This is a genomic window from Mycobacterium sp. E2989, assembly GCF_001667595.1.
GTDB lineage: Bacteria > Actinomycetota > Actinomycetes > Mycobacteriales > Mycobacteriaceae > Mycobacterium.
This window is the reverse complement of the sequence record NZ_LZJX01000001.1, coordinates 55,240-82,033: the sequence shown is the minus strand read 5'-3', so window position 1 is coordinate 82,033 and position 26,794 is coordinate 55,240. Positions and strand designations below refer to the sequence as shown.

At 70.6% G+C, this 26,794-nt stretch carries 26 protein-coding genes and 1 pseudogene; 7 read left to right on the top strand and 20 right to left on the bottom strand.

Going from position 1 to position 26,794, the window contains the following annotated elements; all coding sequences use genetic code 11:
• The first annotated feature begins 14 nt into the window (after positions 1-14).
• The gene (gene cydD / locus A5680_RS00390; RefSeq protein ID WP_067814987.1) at positions 15-1,628 is read left to right on the top strand and encodes a thiol reductant ABC exporter subunit CydD; all 1,614 of its coding nucleotides are present in this window, start codon (positions 15-17) and stop codon (positions 1,626-1,628) included.
• Positions 1,615-3,320: pseudogene (gene cydC, locus A5680_RS00385) on the top strand (thiol reductant ABC exporter subunit CydC). Before cydD ends, cydC begins: the two are co-directional and overlap by 14 nt.
• Here the strand turns inward: cydC and A5680_RS00380 are convergent.
• From A5680_RS00380 to A5680_RS00335, 10 genes are all read right to left on the bottom strand, one after another.
• Positions 3,254-4,651, bottom strand: coding sequence for a bifunctional lysylphosphatidylglycerol flippase/synthetase MprF (locus A5680_RS00380; RefSeq protein ID WP_067814977.1), 1,398 nt, complete (start codon positions 4,649-4,651; stop codon positions 3,254-3,256). The pseudogene cydC and the gene A5680_RS00380 overlap by 67 nt on opposite strands.
• Positions 4,652-4,794: 143 nt before the next feature.
• A complete protein-coding gene (locus A5680_RS00375) occupies positions 4,795-5,703 on the bottom strand; it encodes an acyl-CoA thioesterase II (protein ID WP_055404132.1) in 909 nt (302 codons plus the stop codon).
• A gap of 47 nt (positions 5,704-5,750) precedes the next feature.
• Positions 5,751-7,169: a pyruvate kinase gene (gene pyk / locus A5680_RS00370; RefSeq protein ID WP_055404131.1), complete on the bottom strand. Its 1,419-nt coding sequence runs from the start codon at positions 7,167-7,169 to the stop codon at positions 5,751-5,753.
• Between the two features lie 75 nt (positions 7,170-7,244).
• Positions 7,245-7,664, bottom strand: a complete 420-nt coding sequence (locus tag A5680_RS00365; protein ID WP_067814974.1) for a DUF2752 domain-containing protein — start codon at positions 7,662-7,664, stop codon at positions 7,245-7,247.
• Between the two features lie 38 nt (positions 7,665-7,702).
• The gene (locus tag A5680_RS00360; protein WP_067814972.1) at positions 7,703-9,067 is read right to left on the bottom strand and encodes a prolipoprotein diacylglyceryl transferase; all 1,365 of its coding nucleotides are present in this window, start codon (positions 9,065-9,067) and stop codon (positions 7,703-7,705) included.
• Complete coding sequence (trpA, locus tag A5680_RS00355) at positions 9,067-9,909, bottom strand: tryptophan synthase subunit alpha (RefSeq protein WP_156674965.1); 843 nt, start codon at positions 9,907-9,909, stop codon at positions 9,067-9,069. Before trpA ends, A5680_RS00360 begins: the two co-directional genes overlap by 1 nt.
• Positions 9,876-11,138: a tryptophan synthase subunit beta gene (trpB, locus tag A5680_RS00350; RefSeq protein ID WP_055404127.1), complete on the bottom strand. Its 1,263-nt coding sequence runs from the start codon at positions 11,136-11,138 to the stop codon at positions 9,876-9,878. The genes trpA and trpB overlap by 34 nt, the downstream gene beginning before the upstream one ends.
• A gap of 72 nt (positions 11,139-11,210) precedes the next feature.
• Complete coding sequence (gene trpC / locus A5680_RS00345) at positions 11,211-12,029, bottom strand: indole-3-glycerol phosphate synthase TrpC (RefSeq protein WP_055404126.1); 819 nt, start codon at positions 12,027-12,029, stop codon at positions 11,211-11,213.
• Between the two features lie 95 nt (positions 12,030-12,124).
• Positions 12,125-12,808, bottom strand: a complete 684-nt coding sequence (locus A5680_RS00340; protein ID WP_067814967.1) for a TIGR02234 family membrane protein — start codon at positions 12,806-12,808, stop codon at positions 12,125-12,127.
• Positions 12,801-14,339: an anthranilate synthase component I gene (locus tag A5680_RS00335; protein WP_067814964.1), complete on the bottom strand. Its 1,539-nt coding sequence runs from the start codon at positions 14,337-14,339 to the stop codon at positions 12,801-12,803. Before A5680_RS00335 ends, A5680_RS00340 begins: the two co-directional genes overlap by 8 nt.
• 51 nt (positions 14,340-14,390) lie before the next feature.
• On the opposite strand from A5680_RS00335, the gene A5680_RS00330 reads away from it, so the two are divergent.
• Positions 14,391-14,861 carry a peroxiredoxin gene (locus A5680_RS00330; protein ID WP_055404123.1) on the top strand — a complete coding sequence of 157 codons (471 nt, stop codon included), beginning with the start codon at positions 14,391-14,393 and terminating at the stop codon, positions 14,859-14,861.
• On the opposite strand, the gene A5680_RS00325 is transcribed toward A5680_RS00330, so the two are convergent.
• Entirely contained in the window at positions 14,851-15,945 is a 1,095-nt protein-coding gene (locus A5680_RS00325; protein ID WP_055404122.1) for a calcium:proton antiporter, read from the bottom strand. The two genes, A5680_RS00330 and A5680_RS00325, sit on opposite strands and share 11 nt — an antisense overlap.
• A gap of 105 nt (positions 15,946-16,050) precedes the next feature.
• On the opposite strand from A5680_RS00325, the gene A5680_RS00320 reads away from it, so the two are divergent.
• On the top strand, positions 16,051-17,568 hold the full coding sequence (locus A5680_RS00320; protein WP_067814961.1) for a serine/threonine-protein kinase: 1,518 nt from the start codon (positions 16,051-16,053) through the stop codon (positions 17,566-17,568).
• Here A5680_RS00320 and hisI read toward each other — a convergent pair.
• The 8 genes from hisI to hisD are packed head-to-tail and all read right to left on the bottom strand — an operon-like array spanning position 17,565 to position 23,936.
• Complete coding sequence (gene hisI / locus A5680_RS00315; RefSeq protein ID WP_067814959.1) at positions 17,565-17,912, bottom strand: phosphoribosyl-AMP cyclohydrolase; 348 nt, start codon at positions 17,910-17,912, stop codon at positions 17,565-17,567. The two genes, A5680_RS00320 and hisI, sit on opposite strands and share 4 nt — an antisense overlap.
• The gene (hisF, locus tag A5680_RS00310) at positions 17,909-18,694 is read right to left on the bottom strand and encodes an imidazole glycerol phosphate synthase subunit HisF (protein ID WP_055404119.1); all 786 of its coding nucleotides are present in this window, start codon (positions 18,692-18,694) and stop codon (positions 17,909-17,911) included. The genes hisI and hisF overlap by 4 nt, the downstream gene beginning before the upstream one ends.
• Before the next feature lies 1 nt (position 18,695).
• The gene (locus A5680_RS00305; RefSeq protein ID WP_067814957.1) at positions 18,696-19,496 is read right to left on the bottom strand and encodes an inositol monophosphatase family protein; all 801 of its coding nucleotides are present in this window, start codon (positions 19,494-19,496) and stop codon (positions 18,696-18,698) included.
• Between the two features lie 7 nt (positions 19,497-19,503).
• Positions 19,504-20,238 (bottom strand): bifunctional 1-(5-phosphoribosyl)-5-((5-phosphoribosylamino)methylideneamino)imidazole-4-carboxamide isomerase/phosphoribosylanthranilate isomerase PriA, encoded by a 735-nt coding sequence (gene priA / locus A5680_RS00300; protein ID WP_067814951.1) that lies wholly within the window; start codon positions 20,236-20,238, stop codon positions 19,504-19,506.
• Positions 20,238-20,861 (bottom strand): imidazole glycerol phosphate synthase subunit HisH, encoded by a 624-nt coding sequence (gene hisH / locus A5680_RS00295; RefSeq protein WP_067814948.1) that lies wholly within the window; start codon positions 20,859-20,861, stop codon positions 20,238-20,240. Before hisH ends, priA begins: the two co-directional genes overlap by 1 nt.
• A complete protein-coding gene (gene hisB, locus A5680_RS00290; RefSeq protein WP_067814945.1) occupies positions 20,858-21,490 on the bottom strand; it encodes an imidazoleglycerol-phosphate dehydratase HisB in 633 nt (210 codons plus the stop codon). Before hisB ends, hisH begins: the two co-directional genes overlap by 4 nt.
• Positions 21,487-22,623: a histidinol-phosphate transaminase gene (locus A5680_RS00285; RefSeq protein WP_067814942.1), complete on the bottom strand. Its 1,137-nt coding sequence runs from the start codon at positions 22,621-22,623 to the stop codon at positions 21,487-21,489. Before A5680_RS00285 ends, hisB begins: the two co-directional genes overlap by 4 nt.
• Positions 22,620-23,936, bottom strand: a complete 1,317-nt coding sequence (gene hisD / locus A5680_RS00280) for a histidinol dehydrogenase (protein ID WP_156674967.1) — start codon at positions 23,934-23,936, stop codon at positions 22,620-22,622. Before hisD ends, A5680_RS00285 begins: the two co-directional genes overlap by 4 nt.
• 105 nt (positions 23,937-24,041) lie before the next feature.
• Here hisD and A5680_RS00275 point away from each other — a divergent pair, with 105 nt between their 5' ends.
• Positions 24,042-24,464: a nitroreductase family deazaflavin-dependent oxidoreductase gene (locus A5680_RS00275; RefSeq protein ID WP_055404207.1), complete on the top strand. Its 423-nt coding sequence runs from the start codon at positions 24,042-24,044 to the stop codon at positions 24,462-24,464.
• A gap of 116 nt (positions 24,465-24,580) precedes the next feature.
• Here A5680_RS00275 and A5680_RS00270 read toward each other — a convergent pair whose 3' ends face one another.
• Positions 24,581-25,609, bottom strand: coding sequence for a zinc-binding dehydrogenase (locus tag A5680_RS00270; protein WP_067814938.1), 1,029 nt, complete (start codon positions 25,607-25,609; stop codon positions 24,581-24,583).
• Positions 25,610-25,649: 40 nt separating this feature from the next.
• On the opposite strand from A5680_RS00270, the gene A5680_RS00265 reads away from it, so the two are divergent.
• Together A5680_RS00265 and A5680_RS00260 are read left to right on the top strand one after the other, a co-directional pair.
• Positions 25,650-26,234 (top strand): TetR/AcrR family transcriptional regulator, encoded by a 585-nt coding sequence (locus tag A5680_RS00265; protein WP_067814932.1) that lies wholly within the window; start codon positions 25,650-25,652, stop codon positions 26,232-26,234.
• A 123-nt stretch (positions 26,235-26,357) separates the two neighbouring features.
• Complete coding sequence (locus tag A5680_RS00260; protein ID WP_067814929.1) at positions 26,358-26,789, top strand: hypothetical protein; 432 nt, start codon at positions 26,358-26,360, stop codon at positions 26,787-26,789.
• The last annotated feature ends 5 nt before the right edge of the window (positions 26,790-26,794 follow it).

The window sequence follows — 26,794 nt, the reverse complement described above, 5'->3', positions numbered from 1 at the left end:
GGGCATCGACGGCCTTGCGCCGCTACCTGAGCGCCACGGTCTGTTGCGGCGTGGTGATCTCCGGCTGCGCGATCGGCTCGGCGATCGTGCTGGCGCGCGTGGTCGCCCGCGCGGTGAGCGATCACGGGGCGCCCGGTCTGCGGGCCTGGCTCGGCCCGTTGTCGATTCTGGTGCTGCTGTGGACCATTCGCACGGTCGCGCACTGGCTGCAAGCGCGGTTGGGCCAGCGGGGCGCCAGCGCCGTCATCGCCGACCTGTCCGGTCAGGTGCTGACGGCGGTGACCGCCCGCCAGCCCGGTGAGCTCGCCGCCCAACGGGATGCCGCCGCGGTGGTGGTCACCCGGGGTCTCGACGGCCTGCGGCCCTACTTCACCGGGTACCTGCCGACGTTGCTGCTCGCCGCGATCCTGACCCCGGCGACGGTCGCCGTGATCGCGGTGTACGACCTCAAGTCGGCGGCCATCGTGGCGATCACCCTGCCGCTCATCCCGATCTTCATGGTGCTGATCGGCCTGGCGACGGCCGACCGGTCCGCGGCGGCCCTGGCCGCCATGACGACGCTGCAGGGGCGGCTGCTCGATCTCATCGCCGGGATCCCCACGCTGCGGGCCCTGGGCCGCGGCCGCGGCCCGGAGCGCCGCATCGCCGAACTCGCTGCGGCGCATCGCCGCTCGGCCATGGCGACGCTGCGGATCGCCTTCCTGTCGGCGCTGGTGCTGGAATTGCTGGCGACACTCGGCGTCGCGCTGATCGCGGTGGGGATCGGGCTGCGGCTGGTGTTCGGCGAGATGACGCTGGCGACCGGCCTCACGGTGCTGTTGCTGGCACCCGATGTCTATTGGCCGTTGCGCCGGATCGGCGTGGAATTCCATGCCGCGCAGGACGGCAGGACCGCCGCCGACCGGGCCTTCGCGCTCATCGGCGAGCCGGCCCGAACGACGACGCCACATCGGACGGTGACCGCCCGCGGCGCCGAGATCCGCCTCGACGCGCTCGGCGTGGCCGGGCGCGACGGCGACGCGCCGTGCGGGCTCACCGCGCTCATCGAGCCGGGTTCGGTGACGGTGCTGACCGGGCGCAACGGCGCCGGCAAAAGCACGGCGGTGCAGGCGATCATCGGTATCACCGCGCCGTCATCGGGCCGGGTCATGGTGGGCGGCATCGACGTGGCCGATCTCGAGCCGGGCGCGTGGTGGCGCCAGCTGTCCTGGCTGCCGCAACGCCCGGCGCTGATCCCGGGCACCGTCCGAGACAACCTCGCACTCTTCGGCGACCTCAGTGATCTCGAAAGCGCCTGCGCCGCATCCGATTTCGATGCGGTGCTGGCCGACCTGCCCGACGGGCTGGACACCGCGCTCGGCCGCGGCGGCGTCGGCCTGTCGCTGGGTCAGCGGCAGCGGCTCGGCCTGGCCCGGGCGCTCGGGTCGTCCGCGGCCGTGCTGTTGCTCGACGAGCCCACCGCGCACCTGGACGCCCGCGCCGAGGAACGGGTGCTGCGGGCCATCGTGGACCGCGCCCGTTCCGGCGCCACCGTGGTGGTCGTCGGGCACCGCGCACCGGTGCTGGCCATCGGTGACCGGGTGGTGGAGGTGGCCGCCGGCAGGGGGGCGCGTTATGCCCCGGTCTGATCCGTTGTTGTCCGCCCTGCCGCTGCTGCGTCCGCGGCTCCCCCGCATGCTGGCGGCGGTCGCGCTGGGCGCGCTGTCGCTGGGCAGCGCGCTGGCGCTGGCCGGCGTGTCGGCCTGGCTCATCACGCGGGCCTGGCAGATGCCGCCCGTGCTGGACCTGTCGATCGCGGCCGTCGCGGTGCGCGCGTTCGCGATTTCGCGGGGCGTGCTGCACTACTGCGAGCGATTGGTGACCCACGACGCCGCGCTGCGCGCGGCCGGTAGCGCCCGCACGGGGATCTATCACCGGCTGGCCCACGGACCGGCGGCGGCCACCGTCCGGCTGCACAGCGGCGAACTGGTCACCAGGGTGGGCTCCGACGTCGAAGAGCTGGCCAACGTGTTGGTGCGCGCCGTGGTGCCGATCGGGGTCGCGGCGGTGCTGGCGCTGGCGGCGACCGCGGTGGTCGCGGTGATCTCGCCGCCCGCCGCGGCGGTGCTGGCGGTCTGCCTGCTCATCGCGGGCGTCGTCGCCCCGCGGCTGGCCGCCAAGGCGGCGGCCAGGCAGGAAATCGTTGCCCGGCAGCATCATTCCGAGCGTGACACCTCGGCGATGATCGCTCTGGAACACGCGCCCGAGCTTCGCGTCGCGGGGCTGCTGCCCCGCGTGATCGCCGAATCTCAACGCGGCCAACGGGCCTGGGGTGCGGCCCTCGACGCGGCCGCGAGGCCGGCCGCCGTCGCCGAAGCCGTGCCGACGGCCGCGATCGGGGCCAGCGTGCTGGGCGCGGTGCTGGCCGGGATCGCTTTGGCACCCTCGGTCGCGCCCACCACGCTGGCCGTCCTGATGTTGTTGCCGCTGTCCGCGTTCGAGGCGATGACCCCCTTGCCGGCCGCCGCGGTCCAGCTGACGCGCTCGCGCATCGCCGCGCGCCGGCTGCTCGACCTGACCGCGGCCGACCCCCCGGAATCCGGAAAGCCCACCGCGGCCCCGCCCGGGCCCGCCGCCGTGCTGTCCGCCGACATCCGGTCCGGCCACGCCGCGGCCCGGTCGAACCGCGTCACGCTGGACCTGCCGCCGGGTTCGCGGCTGGCCGTCACCGGCCCCAGCGGATCCGGCAAGACCACGCTGTTGATGACCCTCGCCGGCCTGCTGCCGCCGCTGCAGGGGCGGGTGACGCTCGACGGCACCGACCTGACCGAGTTCGACGAGGACGACTTGCGCCGCGCCGTCAGCTTTTTCGCCGAGGACGCCCACCTGTTCGCCACCACCGTCCGGGACAACCTGCTGGTCGCCCGCGGCGACTGCCCCGACGACGAGTTAGCGGCCGCACTGGACGCCGTCGGGCTGGGCGGCTGGCTCGCCGGTTTGCCCGACGGCCTGTCGACGGTGTTGACCGGTGGCGCACAAGGGCTTTCGGGCGGTCAGCGCCGGCGCCTGCTGCTGGCGCGGGTCGTGCTCTCACCCGCCCGAATCGTGTTGCTCGACGAGCCGACCGAGCATCTGGACGCCGCCGACGCGGAACCGATCCTGCGCGAGCTGCTGGGGCCGGCGGCCGCCTTGTTGCCGGCCGATCGGACCGTGGTGGTGGCGACTCATCACTTGCCCGACGACATCGGCTGTCGCCGGCTGCACATCGATGCGCTCAGAGATGCCGCCGGCGCGGCATGAACTCCAGCGACAGCAGCACGATCAACAGCTGGACGATCTGAGTCATCGAGACCAGCGCGTAGCGCCGGGCATCCAGCGCGTGGAACTTGCGCACGTACCGGTACAGCGACTCGAGCGCGATCAACGGGTCGAGGACGTGGATCAGCCGATAAAAGACCCGCTGCAGGCGGCTGCGGTTCTTTTCGTCGAAGATCTCCGGGAAGGCCGCGAATGCGAGCGAAAGCCGTTGTGCCCCACTCTCTTTGCTGGCCATGATCATGTCGATGCTGAGCCGTTCGTCGATGCCGTTGGGCGCCCCGCGCCGGCGCCACGGCACGTCGAGGGTGATGTCGCTGCCGCCGCCGGCCGTCGCGTAGCGGTGAAATCCCTGCACCTTGCCCGAGGCGTCCCTGGCGATGATCAGCTGGATGCCCGGGAACCGGCCCTCCAGCACGCCGTCCAGGTTCATGTGGAAGCCGCGGTCGGCGTGGGCCGCCTTGCTCGACGACCGCACCACCTCGGTCAGCTCCGCGAGCCGCCTGTCGTCGAGTTCCTGTTCGGCGACGATCTCCGTGGTGACGCCGCAATTGTGGGAACGCTTGACGGCCTGACGCAGGTTGCGGAACTTGCGGCCCACCATGTCGAACCGGGTGACGTCGACGACCACGTCGCGCCCGATCGGCACGGCGCGCAGCGACTGCCCGATCACCGCGGTGTCGTTCCATAAGGCGAGCCGCCGCTCGCCGCAGCCGACGACCGCGATGCGCCAGCCGTGGGTGTGGCACATGGCGGCGAAGTCGGCGACCAGCTCGGGGAATCGCGTCTCATCGCCGATCGGGTCACCGCTCACCACCGCGATGCCCAGGCGCGTCCGGTAGGCCAGCGCCGCGTTGCCGTCGGCGGTGAAGTGGTAGCTCTTGCCGGTCTGCATCGTGAACGGGGCGAGCGGGTCGTCCCTGGTGGCCTGGATCAATTTCCAGACCCGCGGCAGGTCCTCGGGGCGCGGGTGCGACGACGTCGGCCACATCAGCACCATGCCCGAACTGGCGATCACCAGGTCGCCAAGCAGGTCGAAGGACAGCACGTGCAGGCCGACGCCCGCCAGCACGAACAGGGCCGCCGCGACGGCGTGCAACGCCGTCACGGGACGGCCGAGGAAAATGCCGCGGGCGATCCACGCCACCGCGACCAGCACCGTCAGCGACCAGGCCAACCGATCGGTGTAGTGCCACGCCGGCTGGTGGTGGTGGCGGACCAGGATTTCGGCCAGCCAGCAGGTGGCGCTCAACAGGGCCAGCGCGCCGATCAGCCGGGCCGCCCGCGAATCGACGGAGACGACCACGCGTTCGCGCGCGCGGGCCTTCGCTGAGACGTCGACCACCGGCCCGCTCACACTCACCTCCCGATGCGCTGACGCTCCAGCTGGGCGGCTGGTTGCCGCCGCTGCACCGAATACCCGGCTGCTACGAACTTACGCCCGATCCCGGCCCTGCCGGGCCCGATTCACGCCGATGTCCTGCGGGTATTCCGCCCTGTCTATCGGCCCGACGGCGGAAAGTATTTCAACACCCCTTCTTGCACCACCGTCGCCAGCAGCTGTCCGGAACGATCGAAGAAGTGACCGGTGCCCAGCCCGCGCGAGTCCGCGGCCACCGGCGACGACGTCGAATACAGCACCCAGTCGTCGAAGTTGACCGGCCGGTGAAACCAGACGGAATGGTTGGCGGATGCGGCGAAGATGCGGTCGAACCCCCAGGACAGCCCGTGGGTGGTGATCACGGAGTCCAGCACCGTGGTGTCCGAGGAGTACACCATGGTGGCGGTGTGCAGGACCGGGTCACCGGGCAGCGGGCCGCCGGCCTTCATCCACACGCGATTGTGCGGGAGCCGATCGCCCTTCTCGCGCATCACCCAGGCCGGGTCGTTGGTGTAGCGCCATTCGATCGGCTGCAGCGCGTTGACGAAGTGCGGGACGGTTTCCTCGTAACCGCGCAGCAGCTCGCCGATCGGCGGCTGCGTTTCGGGCTCCCCCACCTGCGGCGGGTCGACGCCGTGTTCGAGGCCGCGGCCGCCCGCCATGTAGGAGATCATCGCCGACGACAGCAGCATGCCGTCCTGCACGGCGTCGACGCGCCGATTGGCGAAGCGCCGCTCGTCGCGCAGGCGGGTGACGTGGAATTCGAGGTCCTTGCCGGTGTCGCCGCCGTTGATGAAGTGCACGGACAGCGCGCTGGGCGGCAGGTCCTCCCGAACCAGCGTGCGGCTGCTCGCCACGAACGATTGGGCCATCAGCTGACCACCGAATGTCCGCATCGGGTTCTTGCTGGGATGAGACCCGACGAACCGGTCGTCGGCGACCCGGTTGAGGTCGAGAATGGCCAGCAATTCCTCGAAATCAGAATTGGTGCTGATCGCGGCCTCTCCTTCGGGTCGGGCTAGCTTCATTGCCCGACTCCTCCTCGGTCCGCTACACGGACCGCATCGTCGTCGGGCTAGACGTCGTCTTCCCCGATCCGGTGCACGTGGATGAGGTTGGTCGACCCTACTGTGCCAGGTGGCGCGCCGGCCACGATCACCACCAGGTCACCGCGCTTGTAGCGACCGAGTTCCAGCAACGACTTGTCGACCTGGCGAATCATGCCGTCGGTGGAGGTCATCATCGGGACGATGAACGTCTCGGTGCCCCAGGTCATGGCGAGTTGGCTGCGCACCTCGGGCCAGGCGGTGAAGGCCAGCAGCGGCAACGGGGTGTGCAGGCGCGCCAGCCGCTTGACGGTGTCCCCGGATTGGGTGAAGGCGACCAGCGCCTTGGCGTCGAGGCGCTCGCCGATGTCGCGGGCGGCGTAGGAGATCACCCCGCGCTTGGTGCGCGGCACGTGCGTCAGCGGCGGGGCGGCGGTGGAGTTGTCCTCGACGGCGCAGATGATGCGCGACATGGTGCGGACGGCCGCCAGCGGGTACTTGCCCACCGACGTCTCCCCGGACAGCATCACCGCGTCCGCGCCGTCGAGCACGGCGTTGGCGACGTCGGAGGCCTCGGCGCGCGTCGGCCGGGAATTCTCGATCATCGACTCGAGCATCTGGGTCGCCACGATGACGGGTTTGGCGTTCTCCCGGGCCATCTGGATGGCCCGCTTCTGCACCAGCGGCACCTCCTCGAGCGGCAGCTCGACGCCCAGGTCGCCGCGCGCCACCATGATGGCGTCGAACGCGAGCACGATCGCTTCCAGATTGTCGACGGCCTCCGGCTTCTCCAGCTTGGCGATCACCGGCACCCGCCGGCCGACCCGGTCCATCACCTCATGGACCAGCTCGACGTCCGACGGCGAGCGCACGAAGGACAGCGCGACCAGGTCGACCCCGAGGTCGAGCGCGAACGTGAGATCCTCGATGTCCTTCTCCGACAAGGCCGGTGCGGACACGTTCATGCCGGGCAGCGACATGCCCTTGTTGTTGCTGACCGGGCCGCCCTCGACGACGGTGCAGAAAACGTCGTCGCCGTCGATGGCATCGACGACCAGACCGACGTTGCCGTCATCGACCAGCACCCGGTCACCGACGACCGCATCCTCGGCCAGCCTCTTGTAGGTGGTCGACACCCGGTCGTGCGTGCCCTCGCAATCCGCGACGGTGATGCACACGGTTTCGCCGTCGGCCCAGTACGTGGAACCGGTGGCGAATCGCCCCAGCCGGATCTTGGGTCCCTGCAGATCGGCGAGCACACCGACCGCGCGCCCGGTGGTGTCGGACGCGGCCCGCACCCGCTCGTAGGCGGCCTTGTGGTCGGAGTAGTCGCCATGACTGAAGTTCAACCGGGCGACGTCCATTCCCGCCTCGACCAGCGCCAGAATCAGCTCGTCCGAATTCGTCGCAGGGCCAAGGGTGCAGACGATCTTCCCGCGTCTACTCACGCCGAACCAGCATAGTCGGGTGGGCCCCCCGCGGTCCGACGGAACGGGGTGTTGCCAGGTGAGCGATCGGCCACGCTAAACCGCGGGAAACAGCGGAAAGCCGGGCAGGTTACGCAGCACCGTCCACGCGATGACGGCGACCGCCATCGCCAGCCAGGCCGGCGTTGACAGCGCCGGTTGGCCGCGGCGCCGGCGCACCAGCAGCCATCCGGCCAGCATCGGGATGCCGACCAGCAGGAAGATGTTGTCGTTGACGGCGGCGATCAGGTCGCCGTGCAGCAGGTCGTGCGTCATGCGCAGGCCACCGCAGAACGGGCAATTCCAGCCGGTGAGCCATTTGAAGGGGCACTGCGGATACACCGAATTCGTGTTGTGCGGGTCCACCAGGCCGACGTAGCCGAGCGCGCCGCCCAGCACCACGGCGGTACCCGCGGCGATGTATCGGCGCTGACGCCGCTGTTCCACCGGTTGTCCGGCGGAATCCGTTTGCGTCACGCTCTCAGCATGCCAGACCGCGCCGGCCGCCAGCGGTGCTACGGCCGGTTCCTGCGCAGCCGCCAGCGGCTGCGGGTTGCCTTGTACGGCTCGGCGGTCGCGGCGGGTTCGGCGGAGTCATGCGCCGGCTTGGGCTCGGGCTCGTCGGCTTCGGGCTCTGCGGCTTCTTCGGCTTCTTCGGTTTCGGCTTCGGCTTCGTCGGGCTCTTCGGCCTCGGCTTCGGGCTCTCCGGGCCCTTCGGGTTCGGCCTCGTCCGCCTCTTCCGCTTCTGCCTCGGGCTCTTCCGCCGCAGTCTCTTTAGCTTCGGGCTCTTCAGCTTCGGGCTCTTCGGCCTCGTCCTCGTCGGCGTCTTCGCCGGCGACTTCGGGCTCTTCGGGCTCTTCGGCCTCGTGCTCGTCGGCGTCTTCGGGTTCTTCGGCGCCTTCGGCCTCGTCCGCCTCGCCGTCATCGTCGTCGGCAGCCGCCGCAACCGTCGCGGTCGACGTGCCGGCCGCGGCAACCGTCGCGAGCTCACGCGCCGGTTCCTCCGCGGCCTCCTCGTTACCACGCAGGCTCTCGGGGTCCTCTCGACCCTTGGGCGCGACCATGATGTACACCACGGCCCCGATGAACACGAAAGTCGATGTGAACGAATTGATCCGGATGCCCGCGATGTGCGTGGCGGTGTCATCGCGCAGCAATTCGACGCCGAACCGCCCGATGCAGTAGCTGGCCACGTACAGCGCGAACAGCCGCCCGTGGCCGAGCGTGAATCGCCGGTCCGCGTAGATCAGAATGGCGAAAACCAGTACGTTCCAGATCAACTCGTAAAGGAACGTCGGCTGCACGACGAGCGCCACCTGCCCGGTCGAGACGCCGTCCAACGAGTGCGGGTCGACGTACCCCGAGGGGTCTCGGCGATAGAAGATCTCCAGCCCCCACGGCAGCGTGGTTTCGCGGCCGTAGAGCTCCTGGTTGAAGTAGTTGCCCAGCCGGCCGATGGCCTGCGCCAGGACGAGGCCGGGGGCCACCGCGTCGGTGAAGGCGGGCAGCGGGATGCCGCGCCGCCGGCAAGCGATCCACGCGCCCACGCAACCGAGCGCCACCGCGCCCCAGATGCCCAGCCCGCCGTCCCAAATGCGCACGGCCGCACCGATGCCGGCGCCGCCCGGGCCCCAGTACGTTCGCCAGTCGGTGGCCAGGTGATACAGCCGGCCGCCCACCAACCCGAACGGCACGACCCACAACGCGATGTCATAGATGACGCCGCGCTGGCCGCCGCGGGCCTCCCACCGGCGGTCGCCGATCAGCAGCGCCACCACGATGCCGATGATGATGAACAACGCGTAGGCGCGGATGGGCAGCGGCCCGAGGTGCCACACCCCCTGGGGCGGGCTGGGGAAGTACGTCGGCGGCATCGTCATCAGGTCGCCGCCCGCTGCCGGACACCGGCGGCCAGTTCTTCGGTCAGCGCGCGCAACGCGGGCAACCCGCCGTCTCCGAGCGCCGACACCAGCGCCGAACCGACGATGACACCGTCGGCGTAGCTGCCGATCTGGGCGGCCTGCTCCCGCGACCGCACCCCCAGGCCGACGCCGACCGGTATGTCCGACACCGCCTTGACCCGCTGCACCAATTCCGGCGCAGCGTGCGACACGGCGTCGCGCGCTCCGGTTACCCCCATCGTGGAAGCAGCGTAGACGAATCCGCGCGACGCCTCGACCGTCATCGCCAGGCGCTGCGGCGTCGACGACGGCGCCACCAGAAAAATGCGATCCAACCGATGCTCCTCAGCTGCCGCCAGCCACCGTCCGGCTTCGTCGGGGATGAGGTCCGGGGTGATCAGGCCGTTTCCGCCGGCCGACGCGAGATCCCGCGCGAACGCGTCGACCCCATAACGCAACACGGGATTCCAGTAGGTCATCACCACGGCGCGCCCGCCGGCCGCGCTGATCGCCTCGACCGCGGCGAGCGTGTCCCGCACCCGCACCCCCCCTTGCAGCGCGGCCTCGGTGGCGCGGGCGATGGTCGGCCCGTCCATGCCCGGATCCGAATAGGGCACCCCGACTTCGATGAGGTCACAACCGGATTCCACCAGGGCGCGCATCCCGTCCACCGAGGTCGGCACGTCGGGGTAACCGGTGGGCAGGTAGCCGATCAGGGCCGCGCGATTGTCGTTGCGGCACGCCTCGAAGACCGGCCCGAGCCTGCTGGCATGTTTTTGTTCCACGGTCACCGCTCGCCCGGCCCCATCAGGCCGAACCATTTCGCGGCCGTCTCGACGTCCTTGTCCCCCCGCCCCGAGAGGTTCACCACGATGATCGCGCCCCGCCCCAACTCCAGGCCCAACTGCACCGCGCCGGCCACCGCGTGTGCCGATTCGATGGCGGGGATGATGCCCTCGGTGCGGCACAGCAGCGCGAACGCGTCCATCGCCTCCGCGTCGGTGATCGGCCGATACTCGGCGCGCCCGATCTCTTTGAGATACGCGTGCTCGGGCCCCACCCCGGGATAGTCCAGACCCGCTGAGATGGAATGGGATTCGATGGTCTGGCCGTCCTCGTCTTGCAGCAGGTACGAGAACGAGCCCTGGAACGCGCCGGGCGAACCACCGGCGAAAGTCGCCGCGTGCCTTCCGGTTTCGACCCCGTCACCGGCCGCCTCGAAGCCGACCAGACGCACGCCCGGATCGTCGATGAACGGGTGGAAGATGCCGATGGCGTTGGATCCGCCGCCGACGCAGGCCACCACCGCGTCGGGCAACCGGCCCGCCTGGGCCTGGATCTGCACGCGTGCCTCTAGGCCGATGATGCGCTGGAAATCGCGCACCATCGCCGGAAAGGGGTGCGGGCCCGCCGCGGTGCCGAAGCAGTAGTAGGTGTTGTCGGCGTTGGTCACCCAGTCACGAAACGCCTCGTTGATGGCGTCTTTGAGCGTTTTCGAGCCGCTCTGCACCGACACGACCTCGGCGCCCAGCAGGCGCATCCGCGCCACGTTGAGCGCCTGACGCGCGGTGTCGACGGCGCCCATGTAGATGACGCATTCCAGCCCCAGCAGGGCGCACGCGGTGGCGGTGGCGACGCCGTGCTGCCCGGCGCCCGTCTCGGCGATGACCCGGTTCTTGCCCATCCGCTTGGCCAGCAACGCCTGACCGAGGACGTTGTTGATCTTGTGAGAACCGGTGTGGTTCAAGTCTTCTCGTTTGAGGAAGATGCGCGCCGAACCGGCGTGCTCGGACAGCCGGGTGGCCTCGTACAGCGGCGACGGCCGGCCGGCGTAGTTGGCCTGCAGGTCGTCCAGGGTGTCCAGGAAATCGGGGTTGATGCGTTCCTTCTCGTAGGCGGCGGTGACCTCTTCGATCACCGCCATCAACGCCTCCGCGACGTAACGGCCGCCGTACACGCCGAAATGACCACCCGGGTCAGGTTCATGGGGGGTGGGTTCGGCGACGGCTGCACTCGGAAGGGGAAGGTCCGGGCGGGACAGATTGACCATCACCAATGCTCTACGCGGATACGGCTCATGGGGTTCAACGTTTCGGCGCCGGTGCTGCTCAAGACTCGACGACTAGCGTGAGGGTTTCGGACAGGACGGGTGGGTGCCCGCGGTCACCAGGTCGGCGACGGCGGCGCGCGGGTCACCGCTTTTGACCAGACCCTCGCCGACCAGAACCGCGTCCGCGCCGGCGCCGGCGTAGGCCAACAGATCCCCGGTGCCGCGGACACCGGACTCGGCGATCCTGATCACGTTGCTGGGCAGGCCCGGAGCGATGCGCGCAAAGCAATCCCGGTCCACCTCCAAGGTGGCGAGATCGCGCGCGTTGACACCGATTACGTTGGCCCCGGCCTTCAGCGCCCGGTCGGCCTCTTCCTCGGTGTGCACCTCGACAAGGGCCGTCATGCCCAGTGATTCGGTGCGGTCCAGCATCGACACCAGGGCCGACTGGTCCAGCGCGGCGACGATCAGCAACAACATGTCGGCGCCGTGCGCGCGGGCCTCGTGGATCTGATACGGCTGGACCACAAAGTCCTTGCGCAACACCGGTATCGAGACCGCGGCGCGAACCGCGTCGAGGTCGTCGAGCGATCCGTGGAACCGCCGCTCCTCGGTCAGGACGCTGATGATGCGGGCCCCGCCATCCTCGTACGCGCGAGCCAATTTCGCCGGATCGGCAATGGTCGCCAGGGAACCCGCGGACGGGCTGGCCCGCTTGACTTCGGCGATGACACCGATGCCCGGCTCGCGCAGGGCGGCCATCACGTCGCGCGGCGGCGGCGCCGCGGCGGCGGCGGCCTTGATTTCGGACAGGCTGATGAGCGCTTCGCGCGCGGCGACGTCGGCCCGGACTCCCTCGAGGATGGAGTCAAGCACGGTAGCCGGACTCATGCCTGTTGCTTCCCTTCGCGCGGTCACCCATCGCCAATCTGGTAGCCGATTGCGACGACGTGAATGAAGGGTAGCGGCACTCGGCTCGCGGCCCGTCACCGACCCTCGGTGTCCGACTTGCGATCGGTCGGGTCCCCCGTCGGGTCGGCGCCCTCGTCAAGCGCGTCCCAGATCATCCGCTCCGACATTTCCGGCGTCTCCGGCTGCTCCAGCATCGCGCCGTCGCCCCCGTCGCGTAGCACATTCGAGCGGCGCGTCGCCGGCGCCGCATACTTTTCCGCGCTCAACCGGGCCGACCCGGAGTCTCCGGCCGACCGCAACAGCAGCACCGCCGCGACCAGGGTGCACACCGCGGCCGCCACCGCGATGCCCGCGCCCCAGTACCGGCGTTCGCTGCCGACCAGCGACATCACCGCGACGTGCGCCAGATCCGCCCCGCGCACCGCGACGTCGGGCAGCGCCCACAAACTGACCCCGAGATATCCGACCGCCAGGCTGGCCAGCGCCAGCAGCCCGGCCAGCACCCGCAGCTGCCAGCCGCGCACCGCGATCGCCGCCACGGCCGTCGCGAGCATGAGCACCGCCAGCGGCACCAGCGCCGTCGACCAGGCCGCACCGGACAGCGTCACCTCGCGCGGCGGACCCAACCCGTCGAACGACCGGATCACCACCCACGGCAGCCGCGACGCCGCCCATAACGCCGCCGCGGATGCCACCAGCAACACCTGGGCCACCCGGACGGCCAGCCGGGCCCGCCGATTCGGCCGCGCGTCAGTCATGGTGACCGGTGTCGGGCGCGTTCAGGGTCTCGGCGGCGGCGATCGCGTTGAGCACGGCACGCGCCTTGTTGGAAGCCTCGGTGTACTCGTACGGACCGTTGGAGTCGGCCACCACCCCGCCGCCGGCCTGCACATAGGCGGTGCCGTCGCGCATCAGCGCGGTGCGGATGGCGATCGCGAAGTCGGCGTTGCCGGCGAAGTCGAGGTAGCCGACCACGCCGCCGTAGAGGCCGCGGCGCGTCTTCTCCACCTCCTCGATCAGCTCCATGGCGCGCACCTTCGGCGCGCCCGACAGCGTGCCGGCCGGGAAGCAGGCCGTCACGGCGTCCAAGGCGGTCCGGCCCTCGGCGAGCATCCCCGTCACCGTCGACACCAGGTGCATCACGTGGCTGTAGCGCTCGATGTGGCTGTAGTCCTCGACGCGCACGGTGCCCGGCGCGCAGACCCGGCCAAGGTCGTTGCGGCCCAAGTCAACCAGCATCAGGTGCTCGGCCCGTTCCTTCTCGTCGGCCAGCAGCTCCTTCTCCAGCAGCTGGTCCTCCTCGTCGGTCTGCCCGCGCCACCGGGTTCCGGCGATCGGATGCGTCATCGCCCAGCCGTCGTGCACGGTGACCAGCGCCTCCGGGCTGGAGCCGACCACCGAAAAGTCGATTCCCCCAGCGCCGTTCGGGACATGCATCAGGTACATGTAGGGGCTGGGGTTGGTGACGCGCAGCATCCGGTACACGTCGATCGGGTCGACGTCGGTGTCCATCTCGAAGCGCTGGGACGGCACCACCTGGAAGGCCTCGCCTGCGGCGATCTGCTCGACGAGGTAGTCGACGATCTTGCCGTACTCCTCGACGCTGCGCTGCGCGCGATAGCGCGGCTCGGGCCGGTCGAACGTGCCGACCGTGGACGGCAGCGGCTGGCCGAGCGCCGCGGTCATCACGTCCAGGCGGGCGACCGCGTCGTCGTAGGCCTCGTCGACCCGCTCGTCGGTGCCGTTCCAGTTCACCGCGTTGGCGATCAGCGTGATGGTGCCCTCGTGGTGGTCGACGGCGGCCACGTCGGTGGCGAGCAGCAGCAGCATGTCCGGCAGGTGCAGGTCGTCGACGGCCAGCTCGGGCAGGCGCTCCAGGCGCCGCACCATGTCGTAGGCGAACAACCCGACCATGCCCCCCGACAGCGGCGGCAGCCCGGGCAGCGCCGCGGTGGCCAGCAGCTCCAGGGTGGCCCGCAGCGCGTGCAGCGGGTCGCCGCCGGTGGGCGCGTCCTGCGGCACCGCGCCGAGCCAGACCGCTTCGCCGTCGCGGACGGTCAGCGCCGACGGCGCCCCGGCGCCGATGAACGACCAACGCGACCAGGATCGGCCGTGCTCGGCGGATTCCAGCAGAAACGTGCCCGGGCGATTTGCGGCGAGCTTGCGGTAGGCCGACAGCGGCGTCTCGCTGTCGGCCAGCACCTTGCGGGTCACCGGAACCACCCGATGCTCGGCGGCGAGCTGGCGGAAGTCCTCTCGTGAGGTCGTCGCGGCGAGGTGGGCGTGCACCGAACCATCCTCGCAGATGCATTTGCCCAGCCCGGGCGTAGCCTGACGCCCATGAAAACTGGTGACACCGTCGCGGACTTCGAACTTCCCGACCAGACGGGAACGCCCCGCAAGCTCAGCGACCTGCTTTCCGGCGGGCCGGTGGTGCTGTTCTTCTACCCCGCCGCGATGACGCCCGGCTGCACGAAGGAGGCCTGCCACTTCCGGGACCTGGCCGCCGAATTCGCCGCCGTGGGCGCCAACCGGGTGGGCATCAGCGCCGATCCGGTGCAGAAGCAGGCCAAGTTCGCCGACCTGCAGAAGTTCGACTACCCGCTGCTGTCGGACACCGAGGGCACCGTCGCCACGCAGTTCGGCGTCAAACGCGGCCTGCTCGGCAAGCTGCTGCCGGTCAAGCGCACCACCTTCGTCATCGACACCGATCGCACCGTGCTCAACGTGATTTCCAGCGAATTCAGCATGGACACCCACGCCGACAAGGCGCTCGAGACGCTGCGCGGCCGGTCGGCGCCTACGGGCTGATCGCCAGGAACACGTACGCGGCGAGCAGCACCAGATGCAGCTCACCCTGCAGCCGGGTGGCGCGCCCGGGCACGACCGTCAGCATGCTGATCACGACGGTCAGCGCCAGCAGCACCAGCTGGATGGGCCCCAGGCCGAGCACCAGGGGCCCCTTGAGCCAGATGGACGCCAGCGCGATCACCGGGATGGTGAGCCCGATGCTGGCCATCGCCGAGCCGTACGCCAGGTTCAGGCTGGTCTGGATGCGACCCTGGCGCGCGGCGCGCGCCGCCGCCAGGGTTTCCGGCAGCAGCACCAGCGCGGCGATCACCACGCCGACGAAGGACTGCGGAAACCCGACCGCGGTCACCGCGCGCTCGACGGCCGGCGATTCCTCCTCGGCCAGCCCCACCACCGCGACGAGCGCCACCAGCAGCAGCCCCAGGCTGCCCAGGGCGGCGCCGCGGCTCGGCGGTTCGGCGTGGCTCTCGTCCTCGAACAGCCGCTTGCGCTGGCCCTTCTGGGCGATCGGCAGGAAAAAGTCGCGGTGGCGCACCGTCTGGGTGAAGACGAACACCAGGTACACCAGCAGCGACGCGACCGCCGCGAACGCCAGCTGGCCCGGCGAGAACTCCTTGCCCACTTGGCTGGTGGTGAACGCGGGCAGCACCAGGCTCAGCGTCGCCAGCGTGGTGACCGTGGCCAGCGCGGCGCCACTGCCCTCGGCGTTGAACAGCGTGACGCCGTAGCGCCGGGAGCCGAGCAGCAGCGACAACCCCGCGATGCCGTTGGTGGTGATCATCGCCGCCGCGAACACGGTGTCCCTGGCCAGCGTCGCGGCCTCGTTGCCCCCGGACGCCATCAGCGAGACGATCAGCGCCACCTCGATCACCGTCACCGCCGCCGCGAGCACCAGCGAGCCGAACGGCTCCCCGACCCGGGCCGCGACCACCTCCGCGTGATGCACGGCGGCCAGGACGGCGCCGATGAGCAATGCCGCCGCCAGCGCGACCAGCGTCGGGCCCAGCTTCTCGCCCCAGATCACGGCCAGCACGGCGACGGCAAGCAGCGGCACGACCGCGGTCCACGACACCCGTCTCAACATCGACCGCCATTCTCATCGAAGGCACCCGATCGGTCGACTTCTCCCCGCCCGATCACGGTCCCGATTTACCGGCCCGTGCAACGGCGGCCTCAGTAGCATGCTCACATGCCGACGACCGAAGGCCTCGCCGAAGGAGAGGTGTTCGCCGGTTACACGATCGTGCGGCGCCTGGGGGTCGGCGGCATGGGGCAGGTGTATCTGGCGCAGCACCCGAGGCTGCCCCGCCGCGATGCGCTCAAGGTCCTGCCCGGCGAGCTGACCGAGAACGACGAATTCCGCCAGCGCTTCAACCGCGAGGCCGATCTGGCCGCGAACCTGTACAACGAGCACATCGTCGGAATCCACGACCGCGGGGAATACGAAGGGCAACTGTGGATTTCGATGGACTACGTCGAGGGGACCGACGCAGCACAGCTGCTGCGCGAGCAGTATCCGTCCGGCATGCCCGCGGCCCACGTCGTCGAGATCGTCTCCGCGGTGGCCGACGCGCTGGATTACGCGCACGCCCGCGGACTGCTGCACCGTGACGTCAAGCCCGCCAACATCCTGCTGGGCTCCCCGCAGGCGGGCAGGCGCCGGATCCTGCTCGCCGATTTCGGAATCGCCCGCGAGCTGGACGAGATCAGCGGGCTCACCGCGACGAACATGTTGGTGGGCACCACCGCCTACTGCTCCCCCGAGCAATTGCAGGGCGCGGAGCTGGACGCCAGCACCGACCAATACGCGCTGGGCTGCACCGCGTACAACCTGCTGACCGGCACGGCGCCGTTCCACCACTCCAACCCCGCCGTGGTCATCAGCCAGCACCTGTCCGCGCCGCCGCCGCGCCTGAGCCAGTCGCGGCCCGACCTGGCCGCGCTCGACCCGGTCATCGCGAAGGTCCTCGCCAAGCACCCGAGCGAGCGGTACGCCAGCTGCACGGATTTCGCCGCCGCGCTGGCCGGGCGCCTCGACGGCGCGGGACGCACCGAAGTGATCGCCGCGCCCACCGAAGTCATCGCGTCAACGCCGGATGTCCGCGCCCCCGAGCCCGAAACCCCTTCCGCACCAATGGAAACCGCGCCATCGCCGCGGCGGGGCGGCCGGTCGGGCTCGACGACACTGGTGGCGGCGCTGATCGCCATCGCGCTGGTCGGAATCGCCGCCGTGGTCGGCATCCTGCTGGTTCGCGGCCACGCCAACCAGCCGAACACCAATCCCCCTGCGACGTCGGCGGGCGGGCCGACTCCGGCCCCCACGCTCAAGCTGTCGGGGCAACTCACCGATCGGGCGGGCGTGCTCGGCCCGCTCGAATCCGACGCGGTGAACCGGGCGCTGACCAAGCTCTACGACGGTCGGGGCACCCGGCTCTGGGTGGTCTACGTCAACGACTTCGGCGGCCGCAAACCCTTCCGATGGGCCGAAGACACCATGCGCGCCAACGGTTTCACCGACAGCGACGCAATCCTGGCCGTCGCCACCGGCGAGTCGACGTTCTCGTTTCGAGTGCCGGACGCGGTGGTCAACAGGACGGCCATCGACGTCGAACTGATCCGCCGCCGCATCGAGCCCGCCGTGGCGCGGCACGAGTGGGCCCGCGCCGCGATCGCCGCGACCAACGGGCTGGACTCGGTGCCGGGCTAGGCCTCGGGTTGCAGCAGCACGTCGGCGTCGAAGCAGCTGTGGTCGCCGGTGTGGCAGGCGCCGCCGACCTGGTCGACCGTCAGCAGCACGGCATCGCCGTCGCAGTCCAGTCGCACCGCGTGCACGTATTGGGTGTGCCCCGACGTCGCCCCCTTGACCCACTGCTGGCCGCGCGACCGCGAAAAGTAGGTTGCCTCACGGGTTTTAAGCGTCCGCTCCAGCGCGGCGTCGTCCATCCAGGCGACCATCAGCACGTCACCGGTGCCGCGCTCCTGCACCACGGCGGTGAACAGGCCGTCGGCGTTGCGCTTCAGCCGCGCGGCGATCTGCGGGTCGAGCGTCATCGCACGGTGATCCCTTCCGCCGCCATGGCCGCCTTCACCTGCCCGATGGTCAACTCACGGAAGTGAAAGACGCTGGCCGCCAACACCGCATCGGCGCCCGCGGCGACGGCGGGTGCGAAGTGCTCGACGGCGCCTGCGCCGCCGCTCGCGATCACCGGCACCGTGACCGCCGAACGCACCGCTTTGAGCATCGGCAGATCGAACCCGGCCTTGGTGCCGTCGGCGTCCATCGAGTTCAACAGGATCTCGCCCACCCCCAGATCGGCGCCGCGCGAGGCCCATTCGACGGCGTCGATCCCCGTCCCACGGCGCCCGCCGTGGGTGGTGACCTCCCAGCCCGACGGTGTCGGCGGCGAGTCGGGCGGCACCGTGCGGGCGTCCACGGACAGCACGATGCATTGCGAGCCGAACTGCCTTGCCATTTCCTCGAGCAGGTCGGGCCGGGCGATGGCGGCGGTGTTGATCGAGACCTTGTCGGCCCCGGCGCGCAGCAACACGTCGACGTCGGCCACCGTGCGCACCCCGCCGCCGACGGTCAGCGGGATGAACACCTGCTCGGCCGTGCGCCGCACGACGTCCAGCATGGTCGATCGCTCGGACGACGACGCGGTCACGTCGAGAAAGGTGAGCTCGTCGGCGCCCTCGGCGTCATAGGCCGCGGCGAGCTCGACGGGATCGCCCGCGTCGCGCAGGTTTTCGAAGTTGACGCCCTTGACCACCCGGCCGGCGTCGACGTCCAGGCACGGGATCACCCGCACCGCAAGGCCACTGGCGGCGGACATGTCAGTAGTCCTCCGGCCGGCCGGTGCCGCGCAGCAACTCGAGTATCTCGGCGTGCGCGGCGGGCCCCGCCGCCAGCGCGGAGTCGGACGCGGGCGTCCAGTGTGCGCCGTGGATGTCGGTGACGACGCCGCCGGCCGCCCGGACCAGCGCGACCCCGGCGGCGTGATCCCACACGTGCCCGCCGAAACTGATCGAGGCGCCGAGGATGCCGTCGGCCACGTAGGCCAGGTCCAGGCCGGTCGAACCGTGCATGCGCAACCGCGAGGAGACCCGGCTGAGGTTCTCCAGCACCGCGATCCGGTACCTCCCGGGGAACCGGCCCCGCGCGTCGGCGCTGAACGAGCCGGCGCCGACGAGCGCGTCGGACAGGTCGACGGGGGCCAGGGGCGGTTGCGCCGCACCGTTTTTCATCAGGGGGCCGCCGACCACCGCCGTGTAGCGCTGGTCCACGAACGGCAGCCAGGTCAGCCCGGCCACCGGATCGCCGTGGTGCAGCAGGCCCAGCAATATCCCGGCCATCGGCGACCCGGCCGCGTAGTTGAACGTGCCGTCCACCGGATCGAGCACCCACACCCATTCCGAGTCGACGTCGGCCCCGCCGTATTCCTCGCCGTGCACACCGATCCCGGTGGTCTCCTCCAGCGCGCCGACCACCTGCCGCTCGATCGCCAGATCGACGTCGGTGGCGAAGTCGTTGCCCTTCTTCTGCACCGCCGAATCGGCGCGGTGGCCGGCGACGAACGGCTCGGTGGCGTCGTCGAGGATGGCCGAGGCCTTGGCCACCAACGCGTCCAGGTCCATCGCGGCCCTACCCGGCCACCGCGGCCAGCGCCTGCGGCAGCGTGAACCGCCCGGCGTAGAGGGCCTTTCCGACGATGGCGCCTTCCACCCCGTGTTCGGTGAGGGTGGCGATGGCGCGCAGGTCGTCCAGGCTGGACACCCCGCCGGAGGCGATCACCGGCGCTTCGGTGCGGTCGGCGACGGTGGCCAGCAGGTCGAGGTTGGGGCCGCCGAGCGTGCCGTCCTTGGTGACGTCGGTGACGACGAACCGCGAACACCCTTCGCCGTCAAGGCGTTCCAGCACTTCCCACAGGTCGCCGCCGTCGGTCTCCCAGCCGCGCCCGCGCAGCCGATGCTGCCCGTCGATGATCTGCACGTCCAGCCCGACGGCGACCTTGTCGCCGTGTTCGGCGATCGCGCGCGCGCACCACTGCGGGTTTTCCAGCGCCGCGGTGCCCAGGTTGACCCGGGTGCAGCCGGTGGCCAGCGCGGCGGCCAGAGAGTCGTCGTCGCGGATGCCGCCGGACAGCTCCACGTTCACGTCGAGCTTGCCGACCACCTCGGCCAGCAGCTCGCGGTTGGAGCCGCGCCCGAACGCCGCGTCCAGGTCCACCAGGTGGATCCACTCGGCGCCGTCGCGCTGCCAGCCCAGCGCGGCGTCCAGCGCCGAGCCGTACTCGGTCTCGCTGCCGGCCTTGCCTTGGACCAGCCGGACGGCGCGGCCCTCGACCACGTCGACCGCGGGTAGCAGAATCAGCGGCATTACGACAGTCCCTCAATCCAGTTGCGCAGCACGGCCGCACCGGCGTCGCCGCTCTTCTCCGGGTGAAATTGGGTGGCCGACAACGGCCCTAGCTCGACGGCGGCCAGGAACGGCACCTGGTGGGTGGCCCAGGTGAGCACGGCCTCAGGCGATCCCTCCCAGCGCTGCGCCGCGTAGGAGTGCACGAAGTAGAACCGGGTGTCGGCGTCCAGCCCCTTGAACAGGGCGGTGCCCGCGCCGGCGTCGACCACGTTCCAGCCCATGTGCGGAATGACCGGGGCGTCCAGCCGGGTGACCGCGCCCGGCCACTGGCCGCAACCCGTTGTCCGCACGCCGAATTCGACGCCGGTGGCGAACAGGATCTGCATGCCGACGCAGACCCCGAGCACCGGGCGCCCGGCGGCCACCCGATCGGCGATGATGCGGTCCCCCCCGACCTTGCGCAGGCCGGTCATGCACGCCTCGAAGGCCCCGACGCCCGGCACCACGAGGCCGTCGGCGGCCGCGGCGGCGTCGGCGTCGGCGGTCACCTCGACCGACGCGCCCGCCCGCTGCAGCGCGCGCTGGGCCGACCGTAGGTTGCCCGAGCCGTAATCCAGGACGACGACGGATGGTGTTGTCACAGAACACCTTTGGTGGACGGCACGTCCGACACCCGCGGATCGGGCTCGACGGCCTGCCGCAACGCGCGGGCCACGGCCTTGTACTGCGCCTCGGTGATGTGGTGCGGGTCGCGCCCGTACAGAACGCGCACGTGCAGCGCGATACGGGCGTTCATCGCCAGCGACTCGAACACGTGCCGGTTGATGACGGTGTGGTAGGGCACCGAGCTGCCGGCGATGGTGGTGTGCCGCAGGTGATCCGGCTCGCCGGTGTGCACGCAGTAGGGCCGGCCGGACACGTCGACGATGGCGTGGGCCAGCGTCTCGTCCATCGGGATGAAGGCGTCGCCGAACCGCCGGATGCCCTTCTTGTCACCGAGGGCCTGCCCCAGCGCCTGGCCCAGCGCGATCGCGGTGTCCTCGATCGTGTGATGCCCCTCGATCTCGACGTCGCCCTTGGTGCGCACGCTCAGGTCGAAGCTGGCGTGGGTGCCCAGCGCCGTCAGCATGTGGTCGTAGAAGGGCACGCCGGTGTCGACGTGGACCTGTCCGCTGCCGTCGAGATCCAGCTCGATGACGATGTCGGATTCCTTGGTGCGGCGCTCGATACGCGCGCGCCGCGTCGCTTTTCCTGCTGCGGTGGTGGTCACGGGGCTCCTACGGGGGTGGCTGGGGCGAGTTCGGTGGCGGCGATCGGGGCGCTGGCCCGCAGGAACGCGTCGTTCTCCTCGGCGAGTCCGGTCGTCGCGCGCAGATAGCCGGGGATCCCGACGTCGCGGATCAAGATGCCGGCCTCCAGATAGCGCCGCCACGCCGCGGGAGCGTCGGCGAACTGCCCGAACAGCACGAAGTTCGCGTCGCTGGGGATCACCCGAAAACCCATGCGCGTCAACGCGTTCGAGACGCGTTCGCGTTCGGCGATCAGCGCCGCGACGCTGCTCAGCGTGTCGTCGGCGTGCCGCAACGCGGCCCGCGCCGCCGCCTGGGTGACCGACGACAGGTGGTACGGGAGCCGCACCAGCAGCATCGCGTCGATCACCGCGGGCGTGGCGATCAGATACCCGAGCCGCCCGCCGGCGAAGGCGAACGCCTTGCTCATGGTGCGGGTGACGATGAGCTTGGTCGGATACTCCCGCACCAGCCCCACGGCGCTGGGCTGTGAGGAGAACTCGCCGTACGCCTCGTCGACGATCAGGATGCCGGGCACCGCGTCGAGCAGCCGGCGCAGATCGGGCAGCGAAACGCTTTGCCCGGACGGGTTGTTGGGGCTGGCGATGAATACCACGTCGGGTCGGCGCTCGCTGACGGCGGCGACGGCGGCGTCCACGTCGAGGCTGAAGTCGTCGGCGCGCACCCCCTCCAGCCATTCCGTGCGGGTGGCGTCGGAGATGATCGGGTGCATCGAGTAGGACGGGACGAACCCGATCGCGGTGCGCCCGGGCCCGCCGAACGCCTGCAGCAGTTGCTGCAGGATCTCGTTGGAGCCGTTTGCCGCCCAGACGTTTTCCGTCCCGAGGGGCACCCCGGTCTGCGCGGTGAGATAAGCGGCCAGGTCGCGACGCAGGGCAGACGCGTCCCGATCCGGATAGCGATGCAGGTCCGCGGCCGCCTCGGCCACCGACCGCACCACGTCGTCCACCAGCGCCCGGCTGGGCGGGTGCGGGTTCTCGTTGGTGTTCAGCCGCACCGGGACCGCCAATTGCGGTGCGCCGTACGGTGTTTTGCCGCGCAGGTCATCGCGCAGCGGCAGGTCCTCGAGGGTGGGGTTCTCCGGTGCGGTCATCGCTCGAACCTCCGCCGGATCGCCTCGCCGTGCGCCGGCAGGTCTTCGGCCTTGGCCAGCGTGACCACGTGGCCCGAGACGTCCTTGAGCGCGGCCTCGGTGTAGTCGACGACGTGGATGCCGCGCAGGAAGGTCTGCACGGACAGGCCGCTGGAGTGACGGGCGGAACCCGCCGTCGGCAGCACGTGGTTGGATCCGGCGCAGTAGTCGCCGAGGCTCACCGGCGAGTAGGGCCCGACGAAAATCGCTCCGGCCGAACGGATTCGGGCGGCCACCCGCGGCGCGTCGGCGGTCTGGATCTCCAGGTGCTCGGCGGCATAGGCGTTGACCACCCGCACCCCGGCGTCCAGGTCGTCGACCAGGATGATCGCCGACTGGCGGCCGCCGAGCGCGGCGGCCACCCGGTCGCGGTGCACGGTGGTGCGCAGCTGTTCGGCCACCTCGGCGGCGGTGGCGTCGGCCAGGTCGGCACTCGGGGTGACCAGCACGCTGCCCGCCATCTCGTCGTGTTCGGCCTGGCTGATCAGATCGGCGGCCACGTGCGCCGGGTCGGCGGTGTGGTCGGCGAGGATGGCGATCTCGGTGGGGCCGGCCTCGGCGTCGATGCCCACCCGCGAGCGGCAGAGCCGCTTGGCGGCGGTGACGTAGATGTTGCCGGGTCCGGTGATCATGTCGACCGGCGCCAGCTCGGCGCTATCGGTGTCGGTGCCGCCGTAGGCCAGCAGCGCCACCGCCTGCGCGCCGCCGACGGCCCACACCTCGTCGACCCCGAGCAGCCGGGCGGCCGCCAGGATGGTGGGGTGCGGCAGGCCGTCATAGCGGGCCTGCGGCGGGCTGGCCACCACCAGCGAGCCGACACCGGCGGTCTGCGCCGGCACCACGTTCATCACCACGCTGGACGGGTAGACGGCGTTGCCGCCGGGCACGTAGAGGCCGACCCGCTCGACCGGGACCCACCGCTCGGTCACCGTCGCGCCGGGGCCGAGGGTGGTGGTGACGTCGGCGCGGCGCTGGTCGGCGTGCACGGCGCGGGCGCGCTCGATCATCACCCGCAGGGCGTCGACGACGTCGGGGTCCAACCCGGCCAGCGCGGCCTCGAGCGCCGCCTCGGGCACCCGGACGGACGCCGGCCGTACCCCGTCGAACGACTCCCCGAACTTCAGCGCCGCCTCGGCGCCCCGCTCGGTCACGGCCGCCACGATCGGCCGCACCTTGGGCAGCACGCTTTCCACGTCCGCACCGCCGCGCGGCAGCGCGGCCCGCAGGCGGGCAGCCGTCAGCTCGACGCCCCGCAGGTCGATGCGGGCCATCACGGGCGCGGAACCGGTACTCATCGCCTCCATTGTCCCAGAGCAACTCAAGTCGATTTCCGACCGGTACAGTGCCGATCAAAGGCCCACACAACGCAGGGAGCCGTCATGTCCGCGAAGGATCACCCCAACAACGCCCCGGGCGTCCCCATGGTGTTCCCGCCTTGGTTCGAGCGTTTCCAGATCAAGTATTTCAACCCGGCGGTCAAGCCGATCGCCCGTTTTCTGCCCGGGACCGCGACCATCAAGCACCGCGGCCGCACCTCCGGCACGCCGTACGAGACGATCATCACCCCCTATCGCAAGGGCAACGTGCTGGCGATCGCGCTGGGCCACGGCAAGACCAACTGGGTCAAGAACGTGCTGGCGGCCGGCGAGGCCGACGTCCAGTTCGGCCGCAACCGCGTGGTGCACATCACCAACCCGCGCATCCTGCCGGCCGGCACCGAGGGTCCCGACGCCGAGCGCCTGCCGCGGATGGCCCGCATGCAGCTGCGCCGGATCGGCGTGTTCGTCGGCGACATCGCCTGACTTTCTTCACGGCGTCCCGCGTGCGCTGACGGCTTTCCGCGTGCGCTGACGGCGGGATTCCCGCGATTTCCCCGCCCTGGGCGCACGCGCGAGGCCGTAAACGCACACCCGACCACCTACGCCCGGGTGAAGACCGTCTTGCCGGTCATCGCCGGCCAGGCCGAGGGGGCGTCTTCCCAGGCGACGACGCGGTCGACGGCCGGCGCCACGTTCAAGCCGCCCGCCAGCAGTTCGAGCACCCGCGGGATGACCGTGCGCGCGCTGACGCGTCCGGTGATGAACCGCACGCCGCGCGAGTACATCGGCAGCAACGGCATCTCGACCCGGTATTCGGGGTAGATGCCGGTGTCGGTGCACACGCCGTCCGGCCAGGTCGCCCGCAGCGTCGCCGCCAGCAGCGCCGGATCGCTGGTGGTGTGCACGGTGACCGGGTAAGCGCCCCACGACTTGTCGGGTTTGGCAGCGTCGTGGGCCACCGCGCCGAGCTTCTCCGCGGCGGCCAGCCGCTGCGGGTCGGTGTCGACGTAGTCGACGTGGGCGCCCAGCGCCGCGGCGATCGCCGCCGAGTACAGGCCGATCGACAGGCGTCCGAGCACGAGGACGCGGCGATCGACCGGGTCGAGCGCGTCCAGTTCGGCACCGAACGGCCCGACGGTGCGCCAGCCGTCGGGAATGTTGTCCGACAGGGACGCGACCGAAACGGGGTCGACGCCGTCGGGCAGCGGGATCAGCATCGCGTCGGCGTACGGGACCAGCACCAAGTCGGACATGAAGCCGCCGCCGTCCAGGCCGGCGATCGGCGCCATCCCGTAGGCCGCCATGAACGGCACGGCGCTGCACGAACCGGTGACGCCGCGGCGGCATTCGCGGCAGTCCCCGCAGTTGATCTGGAACGGCACCACGACGCGGTCGCCGACCCGGGCGCCCCTGACGGCGTCGCCGACGGCGACGACCTCGGCCAATCCCTCGTGCCCCACCGCGTACCCCGGTGGCAGCGGTAGCCGCCCGTTGCACACCGCGACATCGAGGTCGCAACACGCCACGGCCAGCGGCCGGACCAGCGCCTGCTCGGGCGCGCCGAGCTGGGGTTCGGGCACCTCCCGCCACGAGTACCGCCCGGTGTCTTCGTATGTCAGCTGCCTCATCTCTGCATTCTTGAGTGATCATTCAAGTAAAGTCAAGAGCATGCCGAGACCGGATCGCAGCCGCACCGCGTTGATCGAGAAGGCCGCCACCCTGTTTCGCCGGCAGGGCTACGCGGCGACCGGCCTGAATCAGATCCTCGAGGAGGCCGGTGTCAAGCCCGGTTCGCTGTATCACCACTTCCCGCGGGGCAAGCAGCAGTTGGCCGCGGCGGTTGTCGAGACCGAGGGGACGGGTATCGAGCAATTGCTGCGCCGGTTCCTGGCGACGGGCCGGCCGCCGGCCGACATCGTCGATCGCTGGATCGACCTGCTGGCGGCGGGGTTGGCCGGTGACCGGCGCGACGGCTGCCCGATCGAGCCGATCGCCACCGAGTCGGTGAACGCGAGCCCGCTGGTGCGCGAGGCGTCGGCGCGCGCCTTCGCCGGCTGGTGCGCGGCGGTCGAGGAACGGCTGCGCTCCGACGGCTGGGCCGAGGACGAGGCCAACCGGGTTGCGCTGGCGGTGATCTCGCTGATCGAGGGGGCACTGATCCTGTCCCGGACCTCCGGTGACGCGGGCGCGCTGGACGCGGCCAAGCCGGCGGCGCGCACGCTGCTGTCCGGCGGCGCGGCGGTGCGGGTGTGAAAACCGTCACGGCGGTTGTCAAGGTTGTTGGGGACCAAGGACTTAGGACCCTACGGCGCTTCCCGGAGCGGCGAGACGATGACAACTGCACGATCAACCCCTCTGAGCAGAAGGGATCTCCCAATGGCCGAGAACGACCTGACCGCCCGGTTCGAGAAAATCTCCACCGCCGCCAGGGAGGCGAACGACAAGGTGCGCGCGGCGGCGCAGCAAGCCCGCGAACAGGTCCAGGCCGACGCGGCCCGCGCGCGCGAAAAGGCGGACCACGCAGCCGATCACCTTCAAGACCGGGCAGTCGCCGCCCACGACGAGGCGTCGAAGCACTGGCAGGAAATCGCCGAGAAATGGAAGTCACACGTCGCGAAGATCCGCAAGGACATGGCGGAGACGAAGGCCGAGCACGAAGCCAAGGAGATGGACGCCTACGCCAACATGGCCATCGGCTACGCGCTCGACACCATCGACTTCGCCGAGGCCGCGGTCTACGAAGCGGAATACGCTGTGCTCGACGCGCTTTCGGCACGTTCCGCAGCCGATACGATGGCCCGGGGATGACCGTC

Coding starts and splice junctions, on each gene's coding strand:
- A5680_RS00375 (WP_055404132.1), bottom strand. CDS start 5,703: ATGAAGCTAGCCCGACCCGAAGGAGAGGCCGCGATCAGCACCAATTCT.
- A5680_RS00360 (WP_067814972.1), bottom strand. CDS start 9,067: ATGACGATGCCGCCGACGTACTTCCCCAGCCCGCCCCAGGGGGTGTGG.
- trpA (WP_156674965.1), bottom strand. CDS start 9,909: ATGGTTCGGCCTGATGGGGCCGGGCGAGCGGTGACCGTGGAACAAAAA.
- trpB (WP_055404127.1), bottom strand. CDS start 11,138: ATGGTCAATCTGTCCCGCCCGGACCTTCCCCTTCCGAGTGCAGCCGTC.
- trpC (WP_055404126.1), bottom strand. CDS start 12,029: ATGAGTCCGGCTACCGTGCTTGACTCCATCCTCGAGGGAGTCCGGGCC.
- A5680_RS00340 (WP_067814967.1), bottom strand. CDS start 12,808: ATGACTGACGCGCGGCCGAATCGGCGGGCCCGGCTGGCCGTCCGGGTG.
- A5680_RS00330 (WP_055404123.1), top strand. CDS start 14,391: ATGAAAACTGGTGACACCGTCGCGGACTTCGAACTTCCCGACCAGACG.
- A5680_RS00325 (WP_055404122.1), bottom strand. CDS start 15,945: ATGTTGAGACGGGTGTCGTGGACCGCGGTCGTGCCGCTGCTTGCCGTC.
- A5680_RS00320 (WP_067814961.1), top strand. CDS start 16,051: ATGCCGACGACCGAAGGCCTCGCCGAAGGAGAGGTGTTCGCCGGTTAC.
- hisI (WP_067814959.1), bottom strand. CDS start 17,912: ATGACGCTCGACCCGCAGATCGCCGCGCGGCTGAAGCGCAACGCCGAC.
- hisF (WP_055404119.1), bottom strand. CDS start 18,694: ATGTCCGCCGCCAGTGGCCTTGCGGTGCGGGTGATCCCGTGCCTGGAC.
- A5680_RS00305 (WP_067814957.1), bottom strand. CDS start 19,496: ATGGACCTGGACGCGTTGGTGGCCAAGGCCTCGGCCATCCTCGACGAC.
- priA (WP_067814951.1), bottom strand. CDS start 20,238: ATGCCGCTGATTCTGCTACCCGCGGTCGACGTGGTCGAGGGCCGCGCC.
- A5680_RS00285 (WP_067814942.1), bottom strand. CDS start 22,623: ATGACCGCACCGGAGAACCCCACCCTCGAGGACCTGCCGCTGCGCGAT.
- A5680_RS00275 (WP_055404207.1), top strand. CDS start 24,042: ATGTCCGCGAAGGATCACCCCAACAACGCCCCGGGCGTCCCCATGGTG.
- A5680_RS00270 (WP_067814938.1), bottom strand. CDS start 25,609: ATGAGGCAGCTGACATACGAAGACACCGGGCGGTACTCGTGGCGGGAG.
- A5680_RS00265 (WP_067814932.1), top strand. CDS start 25,650: ATGCCGAGACCGGATCGCAGCCGCACCGCGTTGATCGAGAAGGCCGCC.
- A5680_RS00260 (WP_067814929.1), top strand. CDS start 26,358: ATGGCCGAGAACGACCTGACCGCCCGGTTCGAGAAAATCTCCACCGCC.